The 18,562-nt window shown below is 53.1% G+C and carries 16 protein-coding genes and 1 pseudogene; 13 read left to right on the top strand and 4 right to left on the bottom strand.

All coding sequences use genetic code 11. From position 1 onward, the window contains the following. The first annotated feature begins 33 nt into the window (after nt 1–33). Nucleotides 34–465 (top strand): OsmC family protein, encoded by a 432-nt coding sequence (locus tag JFT66_RS27070; RefSeq protein ID WP_003170750.1) that lies wholly within the window; start codon nt 34–36, stop codon nt 463–465. Nucleotides 466–611: 146 nt separating this feature from the next. Beyond that, entirely contained in the window at nt 612–851 is a 240-nt protein-coding gene (locus tag JFT66_RS27065; protein ID WP_003187312.1) for a DUF1161 domain-containing protein, read from the top strand. Nucleotide 852: 1 nt separating this feature from the next. Here JFT66_RS27065 and JFT66_RS27060 read toward each other — a convergent pair whose 3' ends face one another. Continuing rightward, complete coding sequence (locus JFT66_RS27060; protein WP_153837272.1) at nt 853–1,275, bottom strand: PA0061/PA0062 family lipoprotein; 423 nt, start codon at nt 1,273–1,275, stop codon at nt 853–855. Nucleotides 1,276–1,385: 110 nt separating this feature from the next. On the opposite strand from JFT66_RS27060, the gene JFT66_RS27055 reads away from it, so the two are divergent. After that, the gene (locus JFT66_RS27055) at nt 1,386–2,429 is read left to right on the top strand and encodes an aminopeptidase (protein ID WP_198860487.1); all 1,044 of its coding nucleotides are present in this window, start codon (nt 1,386–1,388) and stop codon (nt 2,427–2,429) included. An 85-nt stretch (nt 2,430–2,514) separates the two neighbouring features. On the opposite strand, the gene JFT66_RS27050 is transcribed toward JFT66_RS27055, so the two are convergent. Continuing rightward, nucleotides 2,515–3,174 (bottom strand): HAD family hydrolase, encoded by a 660-nt coding sequence (locus JFT66_RS27050; protein ID WP_034116624.1) that lies wholly within the window; start codon nt 3,172–3,174, stop codon nt 2,515–2,517. Beyond that, nucleotides 3,171–3,713: a gamma carbonic anhydrase family protein gene (locus JFT66_RS27045; protein WP_162524788.1), complete on the bottom strand. Its 543-nt coding sequence runs from the start codon at nt 3,711–3,713 to the stop codon at nt 3,171–3,173. Before JFT66_RS27045 ends, JFT66_RS27050 begins: the two co-directional genes overlap by 4 nt. A gap of 102 nt (nt 3,714–3,815) precedes the next feature. On the opposite strand from JFT66_RS27045, the gene prlC reads away from it, so the two are divergent. Together prlC and JFT66_RS27035 are read left to right on the top strand one after the other, a co-directional pair. Next, nucleotides 3,816–5,867 carry an oligopeptidase A gene (gene prlC / locus JFT66_RS27040; protein WP_332875127.1) on the top strand — a complete coding sequence of 684 codons (2,052 nt, stop codon included), beginning with the start codon at nt 3,816–3,818 and terminating at the stop codon, nt 5,865–5,867. Then, the gene (locus tag JFT66_RS27035; protein ID WP_017528719.1) at nt 5,864–6,139 is read left to right on the top strand and encodes a YheV family putative zinc ribbon protein; all 276 of its coding nucleotides are present in this window, start codon (nt 5,864–5,866) and stop codon (nt 6,137–6,139) included. The genes prlC and JFT66_RS27035 overlap by 4 nt, the downstream gene beginning before the upstream one ends. Nucleotides 6,140–6,170: 31 nt before the next feature. Here the strand turns inward: JFT66_RS27035 and JFT66_RS27030 are convergent, their stop codons facing one another. Continuing rightward, on the bottom strand, nt 6,171–6,827 hold the full coding sequence (locus tag JFT66_RS27030) for a dual specificity protein phosphatase family protein (RefSeq protein WP_034116627.1): 657 nt from the start codon (nt 6,825–6,827) through the stop codon (nt 6,171–6,173). Nucleotides 6,828–7,103: 276 nt separating this feature from the next. On the opposite strand from JFT66_RS27030, the gene JFT66_RS27025 reads away from it, so the two are divergent. The 8 genes and pseudogenes from JFT66_RS27025 (at nt 7,104) to JFT66_RS26990 (ending at nt 18,430) form a co-directional block, all read left to right on the top strand. Continuing rightward, on the top strand, nt 7,104–7,856 hold the full coding sequence (locus JFT66_RS27025) for a gluconate 2-dehydrogenase subunit 3 family protein (protein ID WP_034116628.1): 753 nt from the start codon (nt 7,104–7,106) through the stop codon (nt 7,854–7,856). A 2-nt stretch (nt 7,857–7,858) separates the two neighbouring features. Next, the gene (locus JFT66_RS27020) at nt 7,859–9,643 is read left to right on the top strand and encodes a GMC family oxidoreductase (protein WP_034116629.1); all 1,785 of its coding nucleotides are present in this window, start codon (nt 7,859–7,861) and stop codon (nt 9,641–9,643) included. Nucleotides 9,644–9,655: 12 nt separating this feature from the next. After that, a complete protein-coding gene (locus JFT66_RS27015; protein WP_198860485.1) occupies nt 9,656–10,954 on the top strand; it encodes a cytochrome c in 1,299 nt (432 codons plus the stop codon). Nucleotides 10,955–11,035: 81 nt separating this feature from the next. Continuing rightward, a pseudogene (locus JFT66_RS27010) lies at nt 11,036–11,260 on the top strand (PA0069 family radical SAM protein); the annotation flags it as partial. Between the two features lie 86 nt (nt 11,261–11,346). Next, nucleotides 11,347–13,701 carry a site-specific integrase gene (locus JFT66_RS27005; protein ID WP_198860483.1) on the top strand — a complete coding sequence of 785 codons (2,355 nt, stop codon included), beginning with the start codon at nt 11,347–11,349 and terminating at the stop codon, nt 13,699–13,701. After that, nucleotides 13,698–15,800, top strand: coding sequence for a tyrosine-type recombinase/integrase (locus JFT66_RS27000; protein WP_033988177.1), 2,103 nt, complete (start codon nt 13,698–13,700; stop codon nt 15,798–15,800). The genes JFT66_RS27005 and JFT66_RS27000 overlap by 4 nt, the downstream gene beginning before the upstream one ends. Then, nucleotides 15,793–16,737, top strand: coding sequence for a hypothetical protein (locus JFT66_RS26995; protein WP_058410472.1), 945 nt, complete (start codon nt 15,793–15,795; stop codon nt 16,735–16,737). Before JFT66_RS27000 ends, JFT66_RS26995 begins: the two co-directional genes overlap by 8 nt. Nucleotides 16,738–17,149: 412 nt before the next feature. Further along, nucleotides 17,150–18,430, top strand: coding sequence for a tyrosine-type recombinase/integrase (locus JFT66_RS26990; RefSeq protein ID WP_169882235.1), 1,281 nt, complete (start codon nt 17,150–17,152; stop codon nt 18,428–18,430). Nucleotides 18,431–18,562: the final 132 nt, after the last annotated feature.

Genomic DNA, 18,562 nt, shown 5'->3' with positions numbered 1-18,562 from the left:
ACTGACACAAAACCACCGTTCGAGGAGAAAGCTATGAGTATCGTTAAAAAGGCATCCGCGCATTGGGAAGGTGATCTGAAGACTGGCCTGGGTTCCATTTCGACGGAAACCGGCGTGCTACGCGAAGCGCCCTACGGCTTCAAGGCCCGTTTCGAGGGCGGTAAAGGCACCAACCCTGAAGAACTGATCGGCGCGGCTCACGCCGGGTGTTTCTCCATGGCGTTTTCCATGATTCTCGGCGATGCCGGGCTCAAGGCAGACAGCATCGACACCCAGGCCGAAGTGACCCTGGATCAAGTCGATGGCGGCTTTGCGATTACTGCGGTGCACCTGATCCTGAAAGCCAAGATCCCAGGCGCGAGCCAGGCGCAGTTCGATGAGCTGAGCAAAAAGGCCAAGGAAGGGTGCCCGGTTTCCAAGGTATTGAATGCGACCATCACGTTGGATGGCACGCTGGTTAATTAATACTGCACTTCCTGTGTGGGAGGGGGGCTTGCCCTCTTCTCATTTAGTTCTGCGTTAAATCAGAACTCGTGTTTCCCCTATGTGGTCCTATAGCCTATGCAGCCTTAGGTGCACACTCGTGCGCATGCATTCAGGGAGCTACACACATGAAACGTTTTGCCTTGGCGATCATCTGCGGTGTATTGGCCACTTCGGCCGTGGCCGCTCCAAAAGATTGTGAAGAGCTCAGGAAGGAAATTGAAGTGAAGATCCAGGCCAAGGCGATTCCGTCCTACACCCTGGAAATTATCACTGCCGAAGAAGCCAAGAACCATGACGAAGCCATGATTGTCGGTTCTTGCGAAAACGGTACCAAGCGCATCATCTACCAGAAAAACAACGACTGACTCAGATGCAGTTCACGCTGCGCTCCTCGGCCAGCAACTGCCGTGTTGAGTCGTACAGGCGGATGTTGGGCGTGAACGCCAGCGAGCGGCCTTCGAGCACATAGCGCTGGCCTGCCTGGAAATGGTCGTACTGCAGGGTCATGAAGCAGGTTCGATACATCATCTGGCTGAGGCCGCCCAGGCCGCCCCCGGCGGGCACTTCAAAGTCAAAGCGCACCATCAGTTCGTGAGCGCCGGGGGGCATTTGGAAATAGCGCCCGTCGTCGAGGTTTTTCCCATCCAGGCGCTGAGCCATGACCAACTTGGAACCCGGTGTCGGCGTGGTGAAGTCGACCCAGGCCTGCTGCGGGTCAACGGGTGGGATCGGGGTCGAGGCGCAAGCGCTGAGCAACAGGGCGGCGATTGGCAACAGAAACTGACGCATGGCAGGTACTCAACGCGAGGAGAGCTTTGAGTATAAACATGCCGCGCCGTGGAAAAATCCCCTTCAAGCGCGATAGTCTGGCGAACAAATCACCCGGGAGCAGTTGGGGCATGATCAGGCGTTTTCTTCCAGGGTTGATGGTTGTGCTACTCAGCGGCTGCTCCAGCGTCAGTTATTACAGCCAGTTGGCCAGCGGTCAGTGGCAGCTGTTGCGGGCGCGGGAGCCGGTTGCCGAGGTCATCGCAGACCCCTCTCGGCCTCAATTACTGCGCGAGCACCTCGCTCAATCGCAAAAAGCTCGTACCTTTGCCAGCGAGCACCTGCATTTGCCTGACAATCAAAGTTACCGGCTATACGCCGATATCGGCCGGCCCTACGTGGTCTGGAATGTCTTTGCCACGCAGGAATTTTCTCTGTCTCCGGAAAACCACTGCTTTCCCATCGCCGGTTGCGTCGCCTATCGCGGCTACTACAACCAAGGCGCGGCGCGCGGCGAGGCGGCGCTGCTGCGACAACAAGGCCTGGACGTGTCGATTGGTGGCGTCGAGGCCTATTCAACCTTGGGCTGGTTCAACGACCCGATCATGAGTTCGATGATGAGCTGGGGCGATGAGCGCCTCGCTACGCTGATCTTTCATGAGCTGGCGCATCAGCGCTTTTATGTGAAGGACGACACCGAGTTCAACGAGTCTTATGCCAATTTCGTCGAGCAGGAAGGCACCCGCCAATGGCGTGCGGCACGCGGCTTGCCACCTGTCAGTGATGCGGCGTTGAAGCAACGTGATCAATTTATCCGGCTGATTCTCGATACCCGCAAACGCCTGGATGCGTTGTACGCGCAGCCGTTGGCAGTGGACGTGATGCGGCGTGCCAAGGCGGCGCGGTTCGAGCACTTGCGCAATGAATACCGGCAGATGCGTGATAGCCATTGGGGCGGCGACAAGCGTTATGACGCCTGGATCAACCAACCGATGAACAATGCGCGGTTATTGCCATTCGGGCTGTATGACCAATGGGTGCCGGCGTTTGCGGCGTTGTTTGCACAGGAAGGTGGGAATTGGGTGAGGTTTTATGCGGCTGTGGAGAGGTTGGGCGGGTTGCCGGTGGTGCAGCGCAAGGCGGCGTTGAGGCAGTTGGAAGGGGTTGGCCGTTAGGGCCTCATCGGGGGCAAGCCCCCTCCCACATTTTGAGCGGTGTACACAGGCCAACTGTGGGAGGGGCTTGCCCCCGATAGCGGTTTCAAGAACGCTGCAAAAATGCCTGGTGCATCTGTGCCAACGTCTCGAAATGCCAGGTCGGCGCCTCGGCATTCAACTCTTCAAAACTGCCAAACCCATACCCTACCGCTGCCGAATCCAACCCGTTACTGCGTGCGCCGATCAGGTCATGCTTGCGATCACCGATCATCAAAGTGGTGGCCGGGTCCAGCCCTTCCTCACGCATCAAGTGGGCGATCAACTCGACCTTGTTGGTGCGCGTGCCGTCCAGCTCGCTGCCGTAGATCACCTTGAAGTGCTTGGCAAAGTCGAAATGCCGCGCAATCTCACGGGCAAATTCCCACGGTTTGGAGGTAGCCACGTACAACTGGCGCCCTTGGCTGTTCAATTCTTCCAACAATGGCATGACGCCGTCGAATACACGGTTTTCATACAGCCCGGTGACCTTGAAACGCTCGCGATAGAAATTCACTGCTTCCCACGCCTTGGCCTCGTCGAAGCCGTAGAACTGCATGAACGCCTGCAGCAAGGGTGGGCCGATGAAGTGTTCGAGTTTGGTCAGGTCGGGCTCGTCGATGCCCAGTTTGCCAAGGGCATACTGGATCGAACGGGTAATGCCCTCACGCGGGTCGGTGAGCGTGCCGTCCAGGTCGAACAGGACGGTTGGGTAGTTCAGAGTCATTGATCGAATCCTTCAGCCAGGTGCAGGTCCTTGAGCTTCACGTAGTTCGCGGCGCTGTAGGTGAAAAAGGCACGCTCTTTGTCAGTCAGTGCGCGGGCCTGTTTAACCGGGCTGCCCACGTACAAAAACCCACTGTCGAGTTTCTTGCCTGGCGGCACCAGGCTGCCGGCGCCGATAATTACGTCGTCCTCCACCACGGCACCATCCATCACAATGCTGCCCATGCCGATCAGGATGCGGTTACCCACGGTGCAGCCATGCAGCATGACCTTGTGGGCGATGGTCACGTCGTCGCCGATCAGCAGCGGGAAACCCTCGGGATTGAACGGCCCCGCATGGGTAATGTGCAGCACGCAGCCGTCCTGCACGCTGGTGCGCGCACCAATGCGGATGCGGTGCATGTCGCCGCGGATCACGGTCAGCGGCCAAACCGAGCTGTCGGTGCCGATTTCGACATCGCCGATCACCACCGCCGAAATGTCCACAAAAGCCCCGGCGCCCAGGGTTGGCGTATGGTTCTGATAGGTGCGAAGGGTCACGATAGCCTCTCTCTCTTCTGCTGATAGCTGCGGTGGGTGTTGATTGTAATTAAGATGGCCCCATCTTTGTTCTTACATGTTTCTTCAGCCAAGGTGCCAACCGTGAGCGCGAACAACCCTCTTTTGCAGTCCTACGACCTGCCGCCGTTCTCGGCGATCCGTGCCGAGCACGTCCAGCCGGCCATCGAACAGATCCTCGCCGACAACCGTGTGGCTATCGCAGACATCCTGCAAAGCCAGGGTAAAAATCCGACATGGGCCGGTCTGGTCCTCGCCATGGATGAGCTGAATGATCGCCTCGGGGCTGCCTGGAGCCCTGTCAGCCACCTCAATGCCGTGTGCAACAGCGCCGAGCTGCGCGAAGCCTACGAGGCTTGCCTGCCAGCATTGAGTGCCTACTCAACCGAGATGGGCCAGAACCGTGAACTGTTCCAGGCCTTTGAAGCCCTGGCCAACAGCCCCGAAGCTGGCGGTTTCGATGTGGCGCAAAAAACCATTCTGGAACACGCCCTGCGCGACTTCCGTCTGTCGGGCATCGATCTGCCGCCGGAGCAGCAAAAGCGCTATGCCGAAGTGCAGAGCAAGCTTTCCGAGCTGGGCAGCAAGTTCTCCAACCAGTTGCTGGACGCCACCCAGGCGTGGACCAAGCACGTCACCGATGAAGTCACCCTCGCCGGCCTGACCGACTCGGCCAAAGCGCAAATGGCCGCCGCGGCCCAGGCCAAGGGCCTTGATGGCTGGCTGATCACCTTGGAATTCCCAAGCTATTACGCGGTAATGACCTACGCCCAGGACCGCTCCCTGCGTGAAGAGGTTTACGCCGCCTACTGCACCCGTGCGTCGGACCAAGGCCCGAACGCCGGCCAGAACGATAACGGCCCGGTGATGGAACAGATCCTCGACCTGCGTCAGGAACTGGCCCGGTTGTTGGGCTACGCATCGTTCTCCGAACTGAGTCTGGCGACCAAAATGGCCGAGTCCAGCGACCAGGTGCTGAGCTTCCTGCGTGACCTGGCCAAGCGCAGCAAGCCGTTTGCCGCCCAGGATCTGCAACAGCTCAAGGCCTACGCCGCCGAACAAGGCTGCGCCGACCTGCAGAGCTGGGACAGTGGTTTCTACGGCGAAAAACTGCGCGAACAGCGCTACAGCGTGTCCCAGGAAGCCCTGCGTGCCTACTTTCCCATCGACAAGGTGCTGGGCGGTCTGTTTGCCATTGTGCAGCGCCTGTATGGCATCGAGATCGCCGAACAGAAAGGCTTCGACACTTGGCACCCGGATGTTCGCCTGTTTGAAATCAAGGAAAACGGCGAGCACGTCGGGCGCTTCTTCTTCGACCTGTACGCCCGCGCCAACAAGCGCGGCGGTGCCTGGATGGACGGTGCCCGTGACCGCCGCCGCACCGTCGATGGCGTGCTGCAAAGCCCCGTCGCCAACCTGGTGTGCAACTTCACTCCGGCCGACAGCGGCAAGCCTGCGCTGCTGACCCACGATGAAGTCACCACTCTGTTCCACGAATTCGGCCACGGCCTGCATCACCTGCTGACCCGCGTTGAACATGCCGGCGTATCCGGTATCAACGGCGTGGCATGGGATGCGGTGGAACTGCCTAGCCAGTTCATGGAGAACTGGTGCTGGGAGCCCGAAGGCCTGGCACTGATTTCCGGCCACTATGAAACCGGCGAGCCACTGCCCCAGGACCTGCTGGAAAAAATGCTCGCGGCGAAAAACTTCCAGTCCGGCCTGATGATGGTGCGTCAACTGGAGTTCTCGCTGTTCGACTTTGAGCTGCACGCCACCCATGGCGATGGTCGCAGCGTGGCGCAGGTGCTCGAGGGCGTGCGCGACGAAGTCTCGGTCATGCGCCCACCGGCCTACAACCGCTTCCCCAACAGCTTTGCGCACATTTTCGCCGGTGGTTATGCGGCGGGTTACTACAGCTACAAGTGGGCTGAAGTGCTGTCGGCTGACGCGTTCTCCAAGTTCGAAGAAGACGGCGTGCTCAATGCCCAGACGGGCCGAGCGTTCCGTGAAGCGATCCTGGCCCGTGGGGGTTCCCAGGCGCCGATGGTGCTGTTCGTCGACTTCCGCGGACGGGCGCCGTCGATTGACGCACTCCTGCGCCACAGCGGCCTGAGTGAGGACGCGGCAGCATGAGCGAAGGGCCTGTGATTACCAAAAAGCAATTTATCGCCGGGGCGGTCTGCCCGGCGTGCAGCGAGCCGGACAAGTTGAAGATGTGGACCGAAGACAGCGTGCCGCACCGCGAATGTGTGGCCTGCGGCTATACCGATACGCTCAATGATCAGGGGCTTTCGGTGCCCAAGGAATTGGGCACGCGGGTTAATACATCGGCATTGAAAGCGCCGGCTGATCCAAAGGTGCAGGCGGTGCAGTTCTTTCCTAATCCGAAGCTCAAAAAAGACTGAAACCTGACTCACTGTAGGGGCGAACTCGCTCCTACAGTTTTTTCTCTTCCTTGCCCGTCGTGGTCACCCAGTCCTTCATTGAGCACAACGCGAATGCACTGGTGCTGCAATCGCCATTGGCCAAAGCGGCGCGTATTTTGTCGATATCCGCCTTCATCATGTAGCGGACCCCATCCTTGAAGCCGTTACTGCTGCCGAAACCGCCCAGCGTCATCTCGTTCAGTGCGTCTTCCTTGCTCCATCCCTGAATCACCACCCGATACATCGCGGCCATCAGCCCGGTGCGGTCGGCGCCATGCTTGCAGTGCATCAGCACTGGCCCGTCGGCTTCTGCTGCCTGGATCGCCCTAAGCGCCGCCAGCACGTCGGAGTCGTCGACATGGTTGGTGCGATAACTCAACTGCACCTGTTTGATATCAGATGACTTGAGCCACGCCGAATCAGATTCCGGCAGAAAGTTGATTACCGTACCGATCTTGAGTTTTTCCAATACCGGCAGCGCACCCCTGTCCGGTAACGCGCTGCGATAGAGCGTGGGCGTCATTTGATGCAGGTTGTATTGGTCACCCACCGGTTGGGCCCATTCCGGCGAGCGGATCGAGGCAGCGTCATCGGCTTGTGCTTGAAGTGTGTTGAACAGGGTCATGACCGCCAGGCCGATAATGGGCAGTAATCGTGTGTTGAACATGAACTCTGTGACCGCATAAGGAAGTGGCTGATGGGTCGCAGATTCACTTACGCAGGGTCAATGCCGCGTGAGGTCTTCGTCAAAGAATCGTGATTCATCCGATCTGATCCGGTGTTTTTTGTCACTGGATCGAGTCTTCTCAATTCTTAGCCTGCTATCATTTGTAACTATTGTTTGCCAGTGTGTTCTATGTTTTTGGATCCCATTGCTTGGTAAACCTTCACGTTGCTCCCAGAAGCGGCGGATAAACCCGTGACCACATGATGAGGTGTACCCATGTCTGATCAAGATCAAGACAACCCCCGGCGTGACTTTCTACGCAAATCCTTGACCTTGATCCCGGTGGTCACGGTTGCCAGTACCGGCCTTGGCGGTTCGATGCTGATGGCCACGCCGGAGCCGGCCCAGGCGGCGCCGGCCAAACCTGCGGCGAGTGAAAAAGCGTACGAGCCCAGCTACTTCACAGCCGAGGAATGGGCGTTTATCAACGCTGCTGTCGAGCGCTTGATTCCCGCTGATGCCCAGGGCCCAGGCGCCTTGGAGGCTGGCGCGCCGGAATACATCGACCGTCAGATGAACACACCGTATGCCAGCGGCGCCCTGTGGTTCATGCAAGGCCCGTTCAATGCCGATGCGCCGCCAGAGATGGGCTGGCAGAGCAAATTAGTGCCCAAGGAGATCTATCGCTTGGGTATTGCCGCTACGGATGCGTGGTCGAAGGCGTTCAACGGTAAGGTTTTTGCCGCGCAAGACAGCGCTACCCGAGACGATATGCTGCGGCGCCTGGAGGCTGGCGGCAGCGAAGTGACGGCGCATTTCGACGCTGTACCGCCAAAGATGTTCTTTAACCTCCTGCTGCAAAATACCAAGGAAGGCTTCTTCTGCGACCCGATCCACGGCGGCAATAAAGGCATGGTCGGCTGGACCATGATCGGCTTCCCCGGCGCCCGCGCCGACTTTATGGATTGGGTGGAACGCAACGAGCAATACCCCTTCCCGGCTGTTTCCATTCGCGGCGAGAGGGCATAAACGTGGCGACCATCATGAAGAAAGTGGATGCGGTGATTGTGGGCTTCGGCTGGACCGGCGCGATCATGGCCAAGGAGCTGACGGAAGCGGGCCTCAACGTGGTAGCGCTGGAGCGCGGCCCGATGCAGGACACCTATCCGGACGGCAACTATCCCCAGGTCATCGACGAATTGACCTACAGCGTTCGTAAGAAGCTGTTCCAAGACATCTCCAAAGAGACGGTGACCATTCGCCATAGCGTGAATGATGTTGCCCTGCCCAACCGTCAGTTGGGTGCATTTCTGCCGGGTAATGGCGTAGGGGGCGCGGGCCTGCACTGGTCGGGCGTACACTTTCGCGTCGACCCCATCGAACTGCGCATGCGCAGCCATTACGAAGAACGCTACGGCAAGAACTTCATTCCCAAGGACATGACCATCCAGGATTTCGGCGTCAGCTATGAAGAGCTCGAGCCGTTTTTCGACTATGCGGAAAAAGTCTTCGGCACCTCCGGCCAGGCCTGGACCGTCAAAGGCCAGTTGGTAGGCGAAGGCCGCGGTGGCAACCCGTATGCGCCGGATCGCTCCAACCCTTTCCCGTTGGAGGCGCAGAAAAACACTGTCTCCGCACAGCTGTTTCAGAAAGCAGCGACTGAAGTGGGTTACAAGCCTTACAACCTGCCGTCGGCCAACACTTCCGGGCCGTACACCAATCCGTACGGGGCGCAGATGGGCCCGTGCAACTTCTGCGGTTTCTGCAGTGGTTACGTGTGCTACATGTATTCCAAGGCATCACCGAACGTGAACATCCTGCCGGCCTTGCGCCAGGTGCCGAACTTCGAGCTGCGGCCCAACTCCCACGTGCTCAAGGTCAACCTGGACAGCACCCAGAAAAAAGCCACCGGCGTGACCTATATCGACGCCCAGGGCCGCGAATGCGAGCAGCCGGCAGATTTGGTGATCCTCGGCGCGTTCCAATTCCACAACGTGCGCCTGATGCTGCTGTCGGGCATCGGCAAGCCCTACGACCCGATTACCAATGAGGGCGTGGTGGGCAGGAACTTTGCCTACCAGAACATGGGCACCATCAAGGCGTTCTTCGACAAGGACACCCACACCAACAATTTTATCGGTGCGGGCGGCAATGGCGTGGCCATCGACGACTTCAATGCCGACAACTTCGACCATGGCCCTCACGGGTTCGTGGGTGGTTCGCCGATGTGGGTCAACCAGGCGGGCAGCCGGCCGATTGCCGGTACCTCCAACCCACCGGGCACACCGGCCTGGGGCAGCGCCTGGAAGCGTGCCACCGCGGATTACTACACCCATCAGGTGTCGATGGATGCCCACGGTGCCCATCAGTCTTATCGCAGTAACTACCTGGATCTGGATCCGGTTTACCGCGATGCCTACGGCCTGCCGCTGCTGCGCATGACCTTCGACTGGCAAGAAAACGACATCAAGATGAACCGCTTCATGATCGAGAAAATGGGCAAGGTCGCCCAAGCCATGAACCCCAAGGCCATCGCCGTACTGGGCAAGAAGGTCGGTGATCACTTCAACACCGCCTCGTACCAGACCACTCACCTCAACGGTGGCGCGATCATGGGTACCGACCCGAAAACCAGCGCGTTGAACCGCTACCTGCAGTGCTGGGATGTACACAACGTGTTTGTGCCGGGTGCGTCCGCCTTCCCACAAGGTTTGGGCTACAACCCTACAGGCCTGGTGGCAGCGTTGACCTATTGGTCGGCTCGGGCTATCCGCGAGCAATACCTGAAAAACCCCGGCCCACTGGTTCAGGCATAAGGAGCGATGACCATGAAAGCATTCGTTATCGCCTCCCTGGCGCTCTTCAGCAGCTGCTCGGTAAGCGCCGCCGAAACCGACTTGATCAAACAAGGTGAATACCTGGCACGTGCTGGTGACTGCGTGGCCTGCCACACCGCCAAAGGTGGCAAACCCTTCGCCGGCGGCCTGCCGATGGAAACGCCCATCGGTGTGATCTATTCCACCAACATCACCCCGGACAAGACCGGCCTGGGCGACTACAGCTACGAGGATTTCGACAAGGCCGTGCGTCATGGCGTCGCCAAGAACGGTAGTACGCTTTACCCGGCGATGCCCTACCCGTCTTACGCGCGTGTCAGCGACAGCGATATGCAGGCGTTGTATGCGTATTTCATGAAGGGCGTTGAGCCGGTCGCCCAGGAGAACAAGGACAGCGATATACCCTGGCCGTTGAGCATGCGTTGGCCTTTGGCGGCTTGGCGCTGGATGTTCGCACCCGCTGTCGAGGAACATCAGGCGCAAGCCGCTGCTGATCCGGTGATCAGTCGTGGCGCTTATCTGGTTGAAGGTCTGGGCCACTGCGGCGCCTGCCATACGCCTCGCGCCCTGACCATGCAGGAAAAAGCCCTGAGTGCCACAGACGGCAACGCTTTTCTGTCCGGCAGTGCACCGCTGGAAGGCTGGATCGCGAAAAGCCTGCGCGGTGACCACAAGGACGGCCTCGGCAGTTGGAGCGAAGAGCAACTGGTGCAGTTTCTCAAGACCGGTCGCAGTGACCGCAGCGCGGTATTCGGCGGTATGAGCGACGTGGTTGTCCACAGTATGCAGTACATGTCGCAAGACGACCTGACCGCTATCGCTCGTTACCTCAAGAGCCTGCCGGCGGTCGACCCCAAGGACCAGCCTCACCAGTACGACAAGCAGGTAGCCGAGGCGCTCTGGAAAGGTGATGACAGCAAGCCGGGCGCATCGGTGTATATCGACAACTGTGCGGCCTGCCACCGCACCGATGGCCATGGCTATACGCGGGTGTTCCCGGCGCTGGCGGGCAACCCGGTATTGCAGACGGCGGATGCCACGTCGTTGATCAACATTGTGTTGAACGGCGGCACCTTGCCGGCGACCCATGCGGCGCCGTCGACCTTCACCATGCCGGCGTTCGCGTGGCGCCTGTCGGACCAGGAAGTGGCGGATGTGGTCAGTTTCATCCGTGGCAGTTGGGGCAACAAAGGTGCACCGGTTAATGCCAGTGATGTGGCGAACTTGCGCAAAAGTGATATGCGCACCACGTCGGGGGATGACCTGGGGCAGGTGACGCAAAAACACTGATCCTTCGCTGACCGCCAAACGGCACTGGTCAGAACCCCTGCGCCTCGATACTGTATATAAAAACAGTATTGAGGCGTTTTCATGTCTACTCCGCTGCCGCCCCGTGGTCGGGGCACCGCCACCAACCTGCACAATCGGTTCGCACCTACGGTCAGCGTGGCGGAGGACGACGGCTGGTATCAGGAGGTGCCCCAGACTCAAGGCACCGAAGTACGTATCGAAACGACCAAGACCATCATCACCCGCAACAACTCGCCGGACTTGCCCTTTGATCGCTCGATCAACCCTTATCGCGGCTGCGAGCATGTTATCGTCGAAACAAAAATGTATGGCCAGACTGTCTAGTGATGCTTGATATTGCTGGCTAAAGACCCAATCCAATTGGAGGTCAGATGCCACGCAAACCCTTCTCCAAGTCTGCCCTTGAGTCGAGTGAACGACCGCTCCTCCAGCGCAAGCTGCCAGAAAACACCCCCCAAGCAATCCAAAAAAGAAGCACTGCAAGGGGACAAGTGGATGTTTCAGCTCAAGGGTTGCTTGTCCGAAACAAGACCACTGGCACCAAGGACTTCGTCCGTGACTTCACCGATTTTGTCAATGAGTATCCGCACCATAAATTAATTGTTCAGCAGTTACTCATAGGTGCGCAGCTCCATGCCGCAAAAAGATTGATCACGTATCAATCCCATCAAGACATCTATTACTCAATCCAAGAGTTTGTGCTGTTTCTAAATAGCGCTGAGCCGATCAATAAATCAGTCAAAGGTGTTGCTGATGTCGATGGGCAGGTATGCATGAATTTTAGGTCATTTTTAATTCGTTCGTATCCAGGCCGCACCGTAAATAGAAAAAGATACGGTGCATTAAAAAATATATTCATCTCGTTGAAAAATAAATATAAAGGGCAGGGCTGGGTCGGCAAAGAGTTTCAATGGCCACTTGGACCGGCGATGAACGAGCAAGTAACAGAAGGATATAGCAGGGAGATTCATAATAAGCTTGTAGAGGGATGCCTGGTTGATATTAAGTTTATTATGAAGTGGATGGAGAGTTACAAAGGTCTAGTGAAAGACGGGCAACCAATGCTGGAATACGATCTTTCATTAGAAAACTTGATGTTTGATCTAGTTATGAATGAGCAGGCCAAAAGATCCAATGGGTCGATCAAGGCGACACATGTTAAGGGGTTTGAGTGGGTCATACGCATCACTGGAGATGTTAAATATTACATACGGGAAAATGGAATAAGTATAGAGAAGTTTCTGGGCATTTACCGAGCCCGCGCCCATGAACTGGCGGCTAAAGGTCGCCCTGTAGTTGGTACTGAGGTCAGTGAACGGGGGATGGAGTATGGCTGTGATCGAGAAGAATCTGGGCGAATTGCAACTGCAAATGTAGGAAGACTTTATCCTGATTGGCCTATGCAAGTGAGCTTCGAGGAAGCTGGACATCTCTTTTCCTCTGAGTGGAGTAAAAACACCGCTCACGGAACAAACAAAAAATATTCTACGCTGGAAAAAAGATTACGGTCGGCCTTGATGTATATGAGGGTCGGGCCAGAGCACCTACCCTATGAAGTAGGTCAAATGGCATACTTCAGCAGAGTAGCTTTCACAATGGGAACTATATTCCCATTCTTTCTCTTCGTGATGTTGCAGACGGGCTGGAACTTTGAGGTTGTGGTATCGATAAGCGATAACCTAGACGACCACATTGAGGAGGACCTTCTGGATGATGACTATGTGATTATTTATGGGTACAAGGGACGGTCCGACAAAAGCCAAATGCATAGATCAAACAAGCGAGATAAGTTTGGCGCGTATCAGGTCTTGCGCTTTGTTGCCGCTGAAGTAACCAAGCATTTGTCGTCGCCTCATTATTTAAAGGGTAAATTATTCCAGTGTGTCATTTCGAAGAATCTTTGGAATAAGTTTGGTCGCTTATGCGCGCCCGTAACCACTACGAATTTTGGGCACGCTTCAACGGAGTTTCTACTTCGCCACGGCATAAAATTGGATACGGATACCAAGTCCCCCAGAATTGAAACGAAACGTCTTCGAACTACCTATGAAACTCGACGGAGAGAACAGGGTTTAGATATTGACGAGGTTTCGGCAATGATGGGGCATTCGAATCTCGATACCACAGTAAATCATTATGATAGTGACTGGGGGGCGGCAGAAATATTAAATGGTCGTCTAAGGAAGATTCAGAGAAAACATGAAGAAGATTTTAGAAGTTACTCAGCAAATCTTCTTACAGATGTGTCTTTGGTTGAGCTGCGTGAAGCCACTCTACGTTGCGGTAGCAAAGAAGAACTAAGGTCAGTTGTTGCACCATTAGTCGGTAGGCTGAATTCTTCTGAAGATGCGGTAATACAGTTGCTTTCTCCGGAAGGTCAGACATTCATTGCAAGTTGTCTAAACTCAAGGCGACCAGATTGGCCAGGCGCTGAAAGTTTTCTTAGGACGGATACGCCGTGCAACTACTTCAATCGTTGTCCGTTATGCTCACAGTGTGTGATCTTCAAAGAAGCATTACCTTTTATTGCAAGAAGAATTTCCGACCTTGACGGTCTGAGGGAGCGGTTAAATCCCTTAGAATGGGAGAAAAGCTATCGGGCTGAGTATTTAGGGTGGAAGGGGGTTATAGAGGGCTGGGGGGACCCGATTGAGATTGCGGAGGCAATAGATCAATCGAAACATCACTGCTATGCACTGCCATTGACAATGATAGGGCTCTCATGACAACTCCAACACGTGACCAATTAAAAGCAGTTTTAGAAGAAATAAGAAGTGGACTGGGTTATTACGAGGAAGAGTCAGAGCCTATCTCTGCTGAAGAAGATGATGAGGCTCTGAGTGGCGACTCTTCACTTGGGCTCATTTTCGATAATGTAAATATACTCAATCTTTCAAAAATAGATAAGAGCGAGTGGAGTTATATTAGGGTAAGTCCTAGAAGCTCTTTCGGCGATCCGGTTTGGGATTTTGGGGATTACCCCTCACCCTATGGATACCCCATACGAATCAATTTTGATTATGATAATATGTATGGTGTGAATGTTTGTGGCGTAGGGCACGAACATTGGGTGAATATTGCTAGGGCGCTGCTATTTTACCGTGTACCGCATTTCGGAATTCATGGTCGTGTTAATGCTTATACATCTCTAGAGACAGATAAAACTAAAGTATTAAGACTTGTCGGGTTGTTTCATGCCGAGGGTCTATATTTAGGTTCTGATAATTCACCAGATTATAGGACGGTGAATGATTTGGCCAAGTCGAGTGTGGAGCACTATATAGAGTCGCTTCCCACCTCTGGAATTAAGTGGGAGTTCTGTTACTTAATGTCCTTCTGGCAGGGCATGTCATCGATGGGTATGCTTCCGCCAGAGTACTCACTATACGATTCATACGTAACTAAAGATCTTGTCGCCAAATATAGAAGAGAATACGACGAGTCCTCTCGACCTTTCGAACCAATTCCGCTCGATGACTATGCAGAAATATTTAAATACTGCGTGGGATTTGTTGAAAACTATAGCGCTGATGTCCTATGGTTGTATAAAAACTTTGCACCAACGATAGTAGGCGCTTTTGAGACTCCCGAAAAGCTTGCCGCGATTAATTTTGGTGTTTCAACGGCGTCCGTTGAGGGGGTTGAAAGATTTAGGGATTATAAGCCAAAGTTGCTAGATAACGGTATGCCCTGGTGGGGAATAGTAATCAAAGAAAGAACGCATGAGAATGATGAGGGGCAGTATTTAAATCAAGCAGCTGTAATTAGCGTCGTTGTAGCTCTGATAGATGCGTGTATCGTACTTCTTCTTTGTCTGACTGGCATGCGTCGATCAGAGGTCATTGGACTTAAGGTGGATTGTCTTTCATTTAAGGCTGATGGATATTGGCTTACTTATACTGTTTTCAAAACTTCGATTTCTTCACAGGGCGATATTAAAACAATACCTATTCCGAAAATTGCTGCGGACGCAATTGAAGTCGTAGTAGAAATGGGACGTGATGCTCGTGCTTATGGTAAGCACGACTATCTGTTTGCCAAGATACCAAAGTTCAGTTTTGGAAACATTCCGCAGACCACTGGGATTGAGCGATCTTGCAATCGAGTGGCAGGCAACCTAGGTATTCAATATAGAGTACACCCACATCGTTTTCGGAAGTCTCTAGCCCTTTATATAATTCATCAAGACTCGCGTAATCTAGAAATTATTAAACGCCTTTTTTCTCACCGTAGCTTAAAAATGACGCTAAAGTACATCCTTTCTTTACCTGGCGTGAACGATGAAGTCAAAGCTACCTTGATTGAGGAAAATACGGAGATTCTTGTCGAAGTTTTGCAAGGAGTCATTTCTGGTCAAATTGGGGGCATTGGCGGGAAAAGGTTGGCCAAGACTGCTAATTCTTCTCCAATACTCAGGGCTAAATTGCAAAACGCGGGGAAAGAAAGCTTAAGTCAGTATGTCGCATCTTTGCTTGATGAAGGTGTGAAGCTTTTGCATAGAACGAATCTTGCAATCTGTTTGCGAACGCCAGGACTTACCAGCGAGTCACCTTGTGATGCTAAGAATGATAGCCCTGGGTCGAGGCTTCATCCAAATTTGTTTGCGTGTGACCCATATAATTGTAGATATGCTGCATTTGTCGAGGCTAATGTTCCATCATTAAAGAATGAGATAATTTTCCACGATAATATGATTAAGCATAGGTACTGTGGAGCGACTCAGAAGGAGTATTCGCAGAAACGAATCGCTGAAGCTTTTAAGAGGCTTCACGAGGTTGTAGGGGATGAGGCACATAATTTCCTTAAGCAGGTAGCGAATGGCTAAGCAAGAACTGCTCAACCGGGTATATGGGACTATTTCAGCGCTCCACAGAGGCGGCCGAAAAAAAATATCCGTGATGGAGGTTGCTAAATTATCTGGTGTCGCTCGGGCAACAATCAATCAAAAGCATGATCCTGACTGGGTGAAGGTCAGGGAAGTCATAAAAAGAACAGTTCATTCGGGGGGGGATGTAGAGGATTCAAGTGTGGTTTTCGAACAACCACTCAAAAACTCTCAAGAAATACATCATCGACTGAAAGAGTTGGAGGAGCAGTTATCCCTACTAAGGGAGAGAGCTAACACCACATATAATCAGTTGATCGAGAGGGTGCAATATTACTTTGCGTTGGCTAGTGAAAAGCCAGCTAAGCAAGTTGAGAAGGCTAAGGTCCTTCAAGAGCTAACTCATCAGAAGAATCAGAACGCAATTTTGCGTGCAGATCTCAAGGCGGCTCTTGCTGAATCATTAACTCCTGCGGTATCAGGAATTATTACTTCAAAAATTATTTTGGAAGTGCCTAATGCAGTATCAGAATCTGAGGCCATTCTGAATTTTTTGGAGAAACTGGACTCGTTATCTAATCAAAATCGATCTTCACTTGTTACCACAGTCTACATAATGTTCGGTCTTCCAATGTGCGGCAAGTCATCTTGGATTGAAAACCACAAGCCATCTACTCCAGGTGTATCCTTATATGTTAGTGGAGCAAGTGATACAGTTTCAATTCGGAGTTTGTTAATTTCTAGAATTAGGAAGGAATTTAACGTGCCTGTGCACTGTGTTCGATTTAGTATAGGCCTTGATGTCTGTATCTCTAGGGCCGAAAAACAGTTCAATGGTGCGGCTCTTGAATTGAATATTTTATCCATTAAAGGTGCGGCTGCGCGGCTCGAAGAAATACAATTCAGCGAAAATTTCGACTCAATCATTTTGGCATGAAATCAGTGAATGGTCTGAAGCGTTTCCAATCGTTTGTTGAAGAGCGACGTCGCTTGGGAGACTGGGCGGAATACGGTTCAGCAGATATGACTAGGCTTTCAAGAGTAAAGCTTGTTGAAGCATGTGGGATTAAGCGGAGCTTAATTTATCAAAATTCACAGGTAGTAGCTCTGCTTCGTGACCTAGAATCCGAATTAAGAGCACATGGTGTTCTATATGCGCGCAGTGCGGATACTAATTGTGTTCCCCAGAATGGTTCAACTCATGACGAGGAATTTGAGCTACGGTTAGTTGATTTATCTGCTTCGCTTTGTCAGTTTAATCAGTATTTAAGTGATGTTTCTAAGTCACTTCTGATGTACCCCTTATCGAGGCCAAAATAATTGTGTGTATCCTTCATTTTGGAAACGGTTTGGCCAGCCACTCTGGCTATATGCGAGCGCGCGTAGGAATTTATTTTGATGATAATCACAACGTCCTTGAAGCACCGACCATGTGGGCGATGGCTGTCTCGAAGATACGTTCAAGGAGTGATGAAACGACAAGAAACTATGCGAATATCCTGAGAAGGTTTTTGCAGTGGTTGGACGATAGCCCAATCGAAGGGGGTGAAGTTGTATTTGGTGCGCAGAACTGGCAGTTGGTGGATGAGGATGTTTTTGATGCCTTCCTTGTTCACATAGCATCTCCAACGGATGCGCTTCCTGATGGTCCGTCTCACAAAACCATGTATCACATTGCGGCAAGGGTCTGGAGCTTCTATCAGTGGGCCGAAAGGCAGGGCTATAAACACTATTTGGATATCAGTAGGACTGATATCCGATACATGCTGAAAGACCAGAAACTCCTGGCCCATATCAACCCAGGGGTTAAAGTTACTACCTTGGGATTTAATCTGCCCAGTGGTAGACCAGCAATGCATCAACGAGAAATGCAGAAATTTGTAAGGCAAACTGATTATGAAATAGCTCTCGGTGTGATGAATGATCCTGTTTATCAAATTATCGCAGCGATCATACGAATTACCGGGCTTAGACCGATTGATCTTTTTCAATTGCCCTACCGAGGGAAAAATGAAAATTATGGATTCATTCCTTATGATGAGGGTGAGTACCCAGAAGGGTTAGATAATGGAGCTATCTATTATTATTTTAGGTCCAAGGGAAAATGGCGTTCCATAGACTTTCCAGGGAAGCTGTGGAGAGTTATTTGCGAGTATTATTTACCCTTAAGGCGGCAACGAGCGAAGCTATATGAGGCTAAGCATGGCATTCCACCAAGGAATAGCGACTTGTTTCTTTCCGCTCGTGGTGATGTTGTTACTCATGGAATGCTTGGTTATAACTTTAGCAAGGTGGTTTCTGCAGCGAAGAACTCCGAGAGCGCTACTGATTTTAAAGCCATACGATTCAATGCACGAATGCTCAGGCACACCTGTGCGACATATTTTGTTTATGAGGCGTTGAAAGCCCAGAATAGACTTGGAAGGAGTTTTGTTTACGATGCAGCGCTCGATGAAGATCTCAGGAAAATGCTGGGCCACACTAATGTTAGAACTACACTTGAATACTATGTTCATCTAGTCAACCGATATGTGCACGACAATCTTCTGACTGATCTTCATCGCTCACGCGTTGATGCTGGTTTGTCCGCTATTTTAGACCGACATAATTACTCTGAGATTGTGGTATAGAACAGGCACTAGGGATGGTCTGAAGTAGCCATGTATTTCCCCGGCATACCACCTAGCGCAACTTTTAAACTCGCCAAATGATCAAAAAACAATCAATTCGACGAGTATTTCTTACGTTTTCGCCACCCGGAC

Origin of the sequence: Pseudomonas sp. MF6755, from assembly GCF_016405635.1 — a bacterium.
Taxonomy (GTDB): Bacteria; Pseudomonadota; Gammaproteobacteria; order Pseudomonadales; family Pseudomonadaceae; genus Aquipseudomonas; species Aquipseudomonas haemolytica.
This window is presented reverse-complemented; position numbering and strand designations above follow the sequence as displayed.

Coding starts and splice junctions, on each gene's coding strand:
- JFT66_RS27070 (WP_003170750.1), top strand. CDS start 34: ATGAGTATCGTTAAAAAGGCATCCGCGCATTGGGAAGGTGATCTGAAG.
- JFT66_RS27065 (WP_003187312.1), top strand. CDS start 612: ATGAAACGTTTTGCCTTGGCGATCATCTGCGGTGTATTGGCCACTTCG.
- JFT66_RS27060 (WP_153837272.1), bottom strand. CDS start 1,275: ATGCGTCAGTTTCTGTTGCCAATCGCCGCCCTGTTGCTCAGCGCTTGC.
- JFT66_RS27055 (WP_198860487.1), top strand. CDS start 1,386: ATGATCAGGCGTTTTCTTCCAGGGTTGATGGTTGTGCTACTCAGCGGC.
- JFT66_RS27050 (WP_034116624.1), bottom strand. CDS start 3,174: ATGACTCTGAACTACCCAACCGTCCTGTTCGACCTGGACGGCACGCTC.
- JFT66_RS27035 (WP_017528719.1), top strand. CDS start 5,864: ATGAGCGAAGGGCCTGTGATTACCAAAAAGCAATTTATCGCCGGGGCG.
- JFT66_RS27030 (WP_034116627.1), bottom strand. CDS start 6,827: ATGTTCAACACACGATTACTGCCCATTATCGGCCTGGCGGTCATGACC.
- JFT66_RS27025 (WP_034116628.1), top strand. CDS start 7,104: ATGTCTGATCAAGATCAAGACAACCCCCGGCGTGACTTTCTACGCAAA.
- JFT66_RS27015 (WP_198860485.1), top strand. CDS start 9,656: ATGAAAGCATTCGTTATCGCCTCCCTGGCGCTCTTCAGCAGCTGCTCG.
- JFT66_RS27005 (WP_198860483.1), top strand. CDS start 11,347: ATGCCACGCAAACCCTTCTCCAAGTCTGCCCTTGAGTCGAGTGAACGA.
- JFT66_RS27000 (WP_033988177.1), top strand. CDS start 13,698: ATGACAACTCCAACACGTGACCAATTAAAAGCAGTTTTAGAAGAAATA.
- JFT66_RS26995 (WP_058410472.1), top strand. CDS start 15,793: ATGGCTAAGCAAGAACTGCTCAACCGGGTATATGGGACTATTTCAGCG.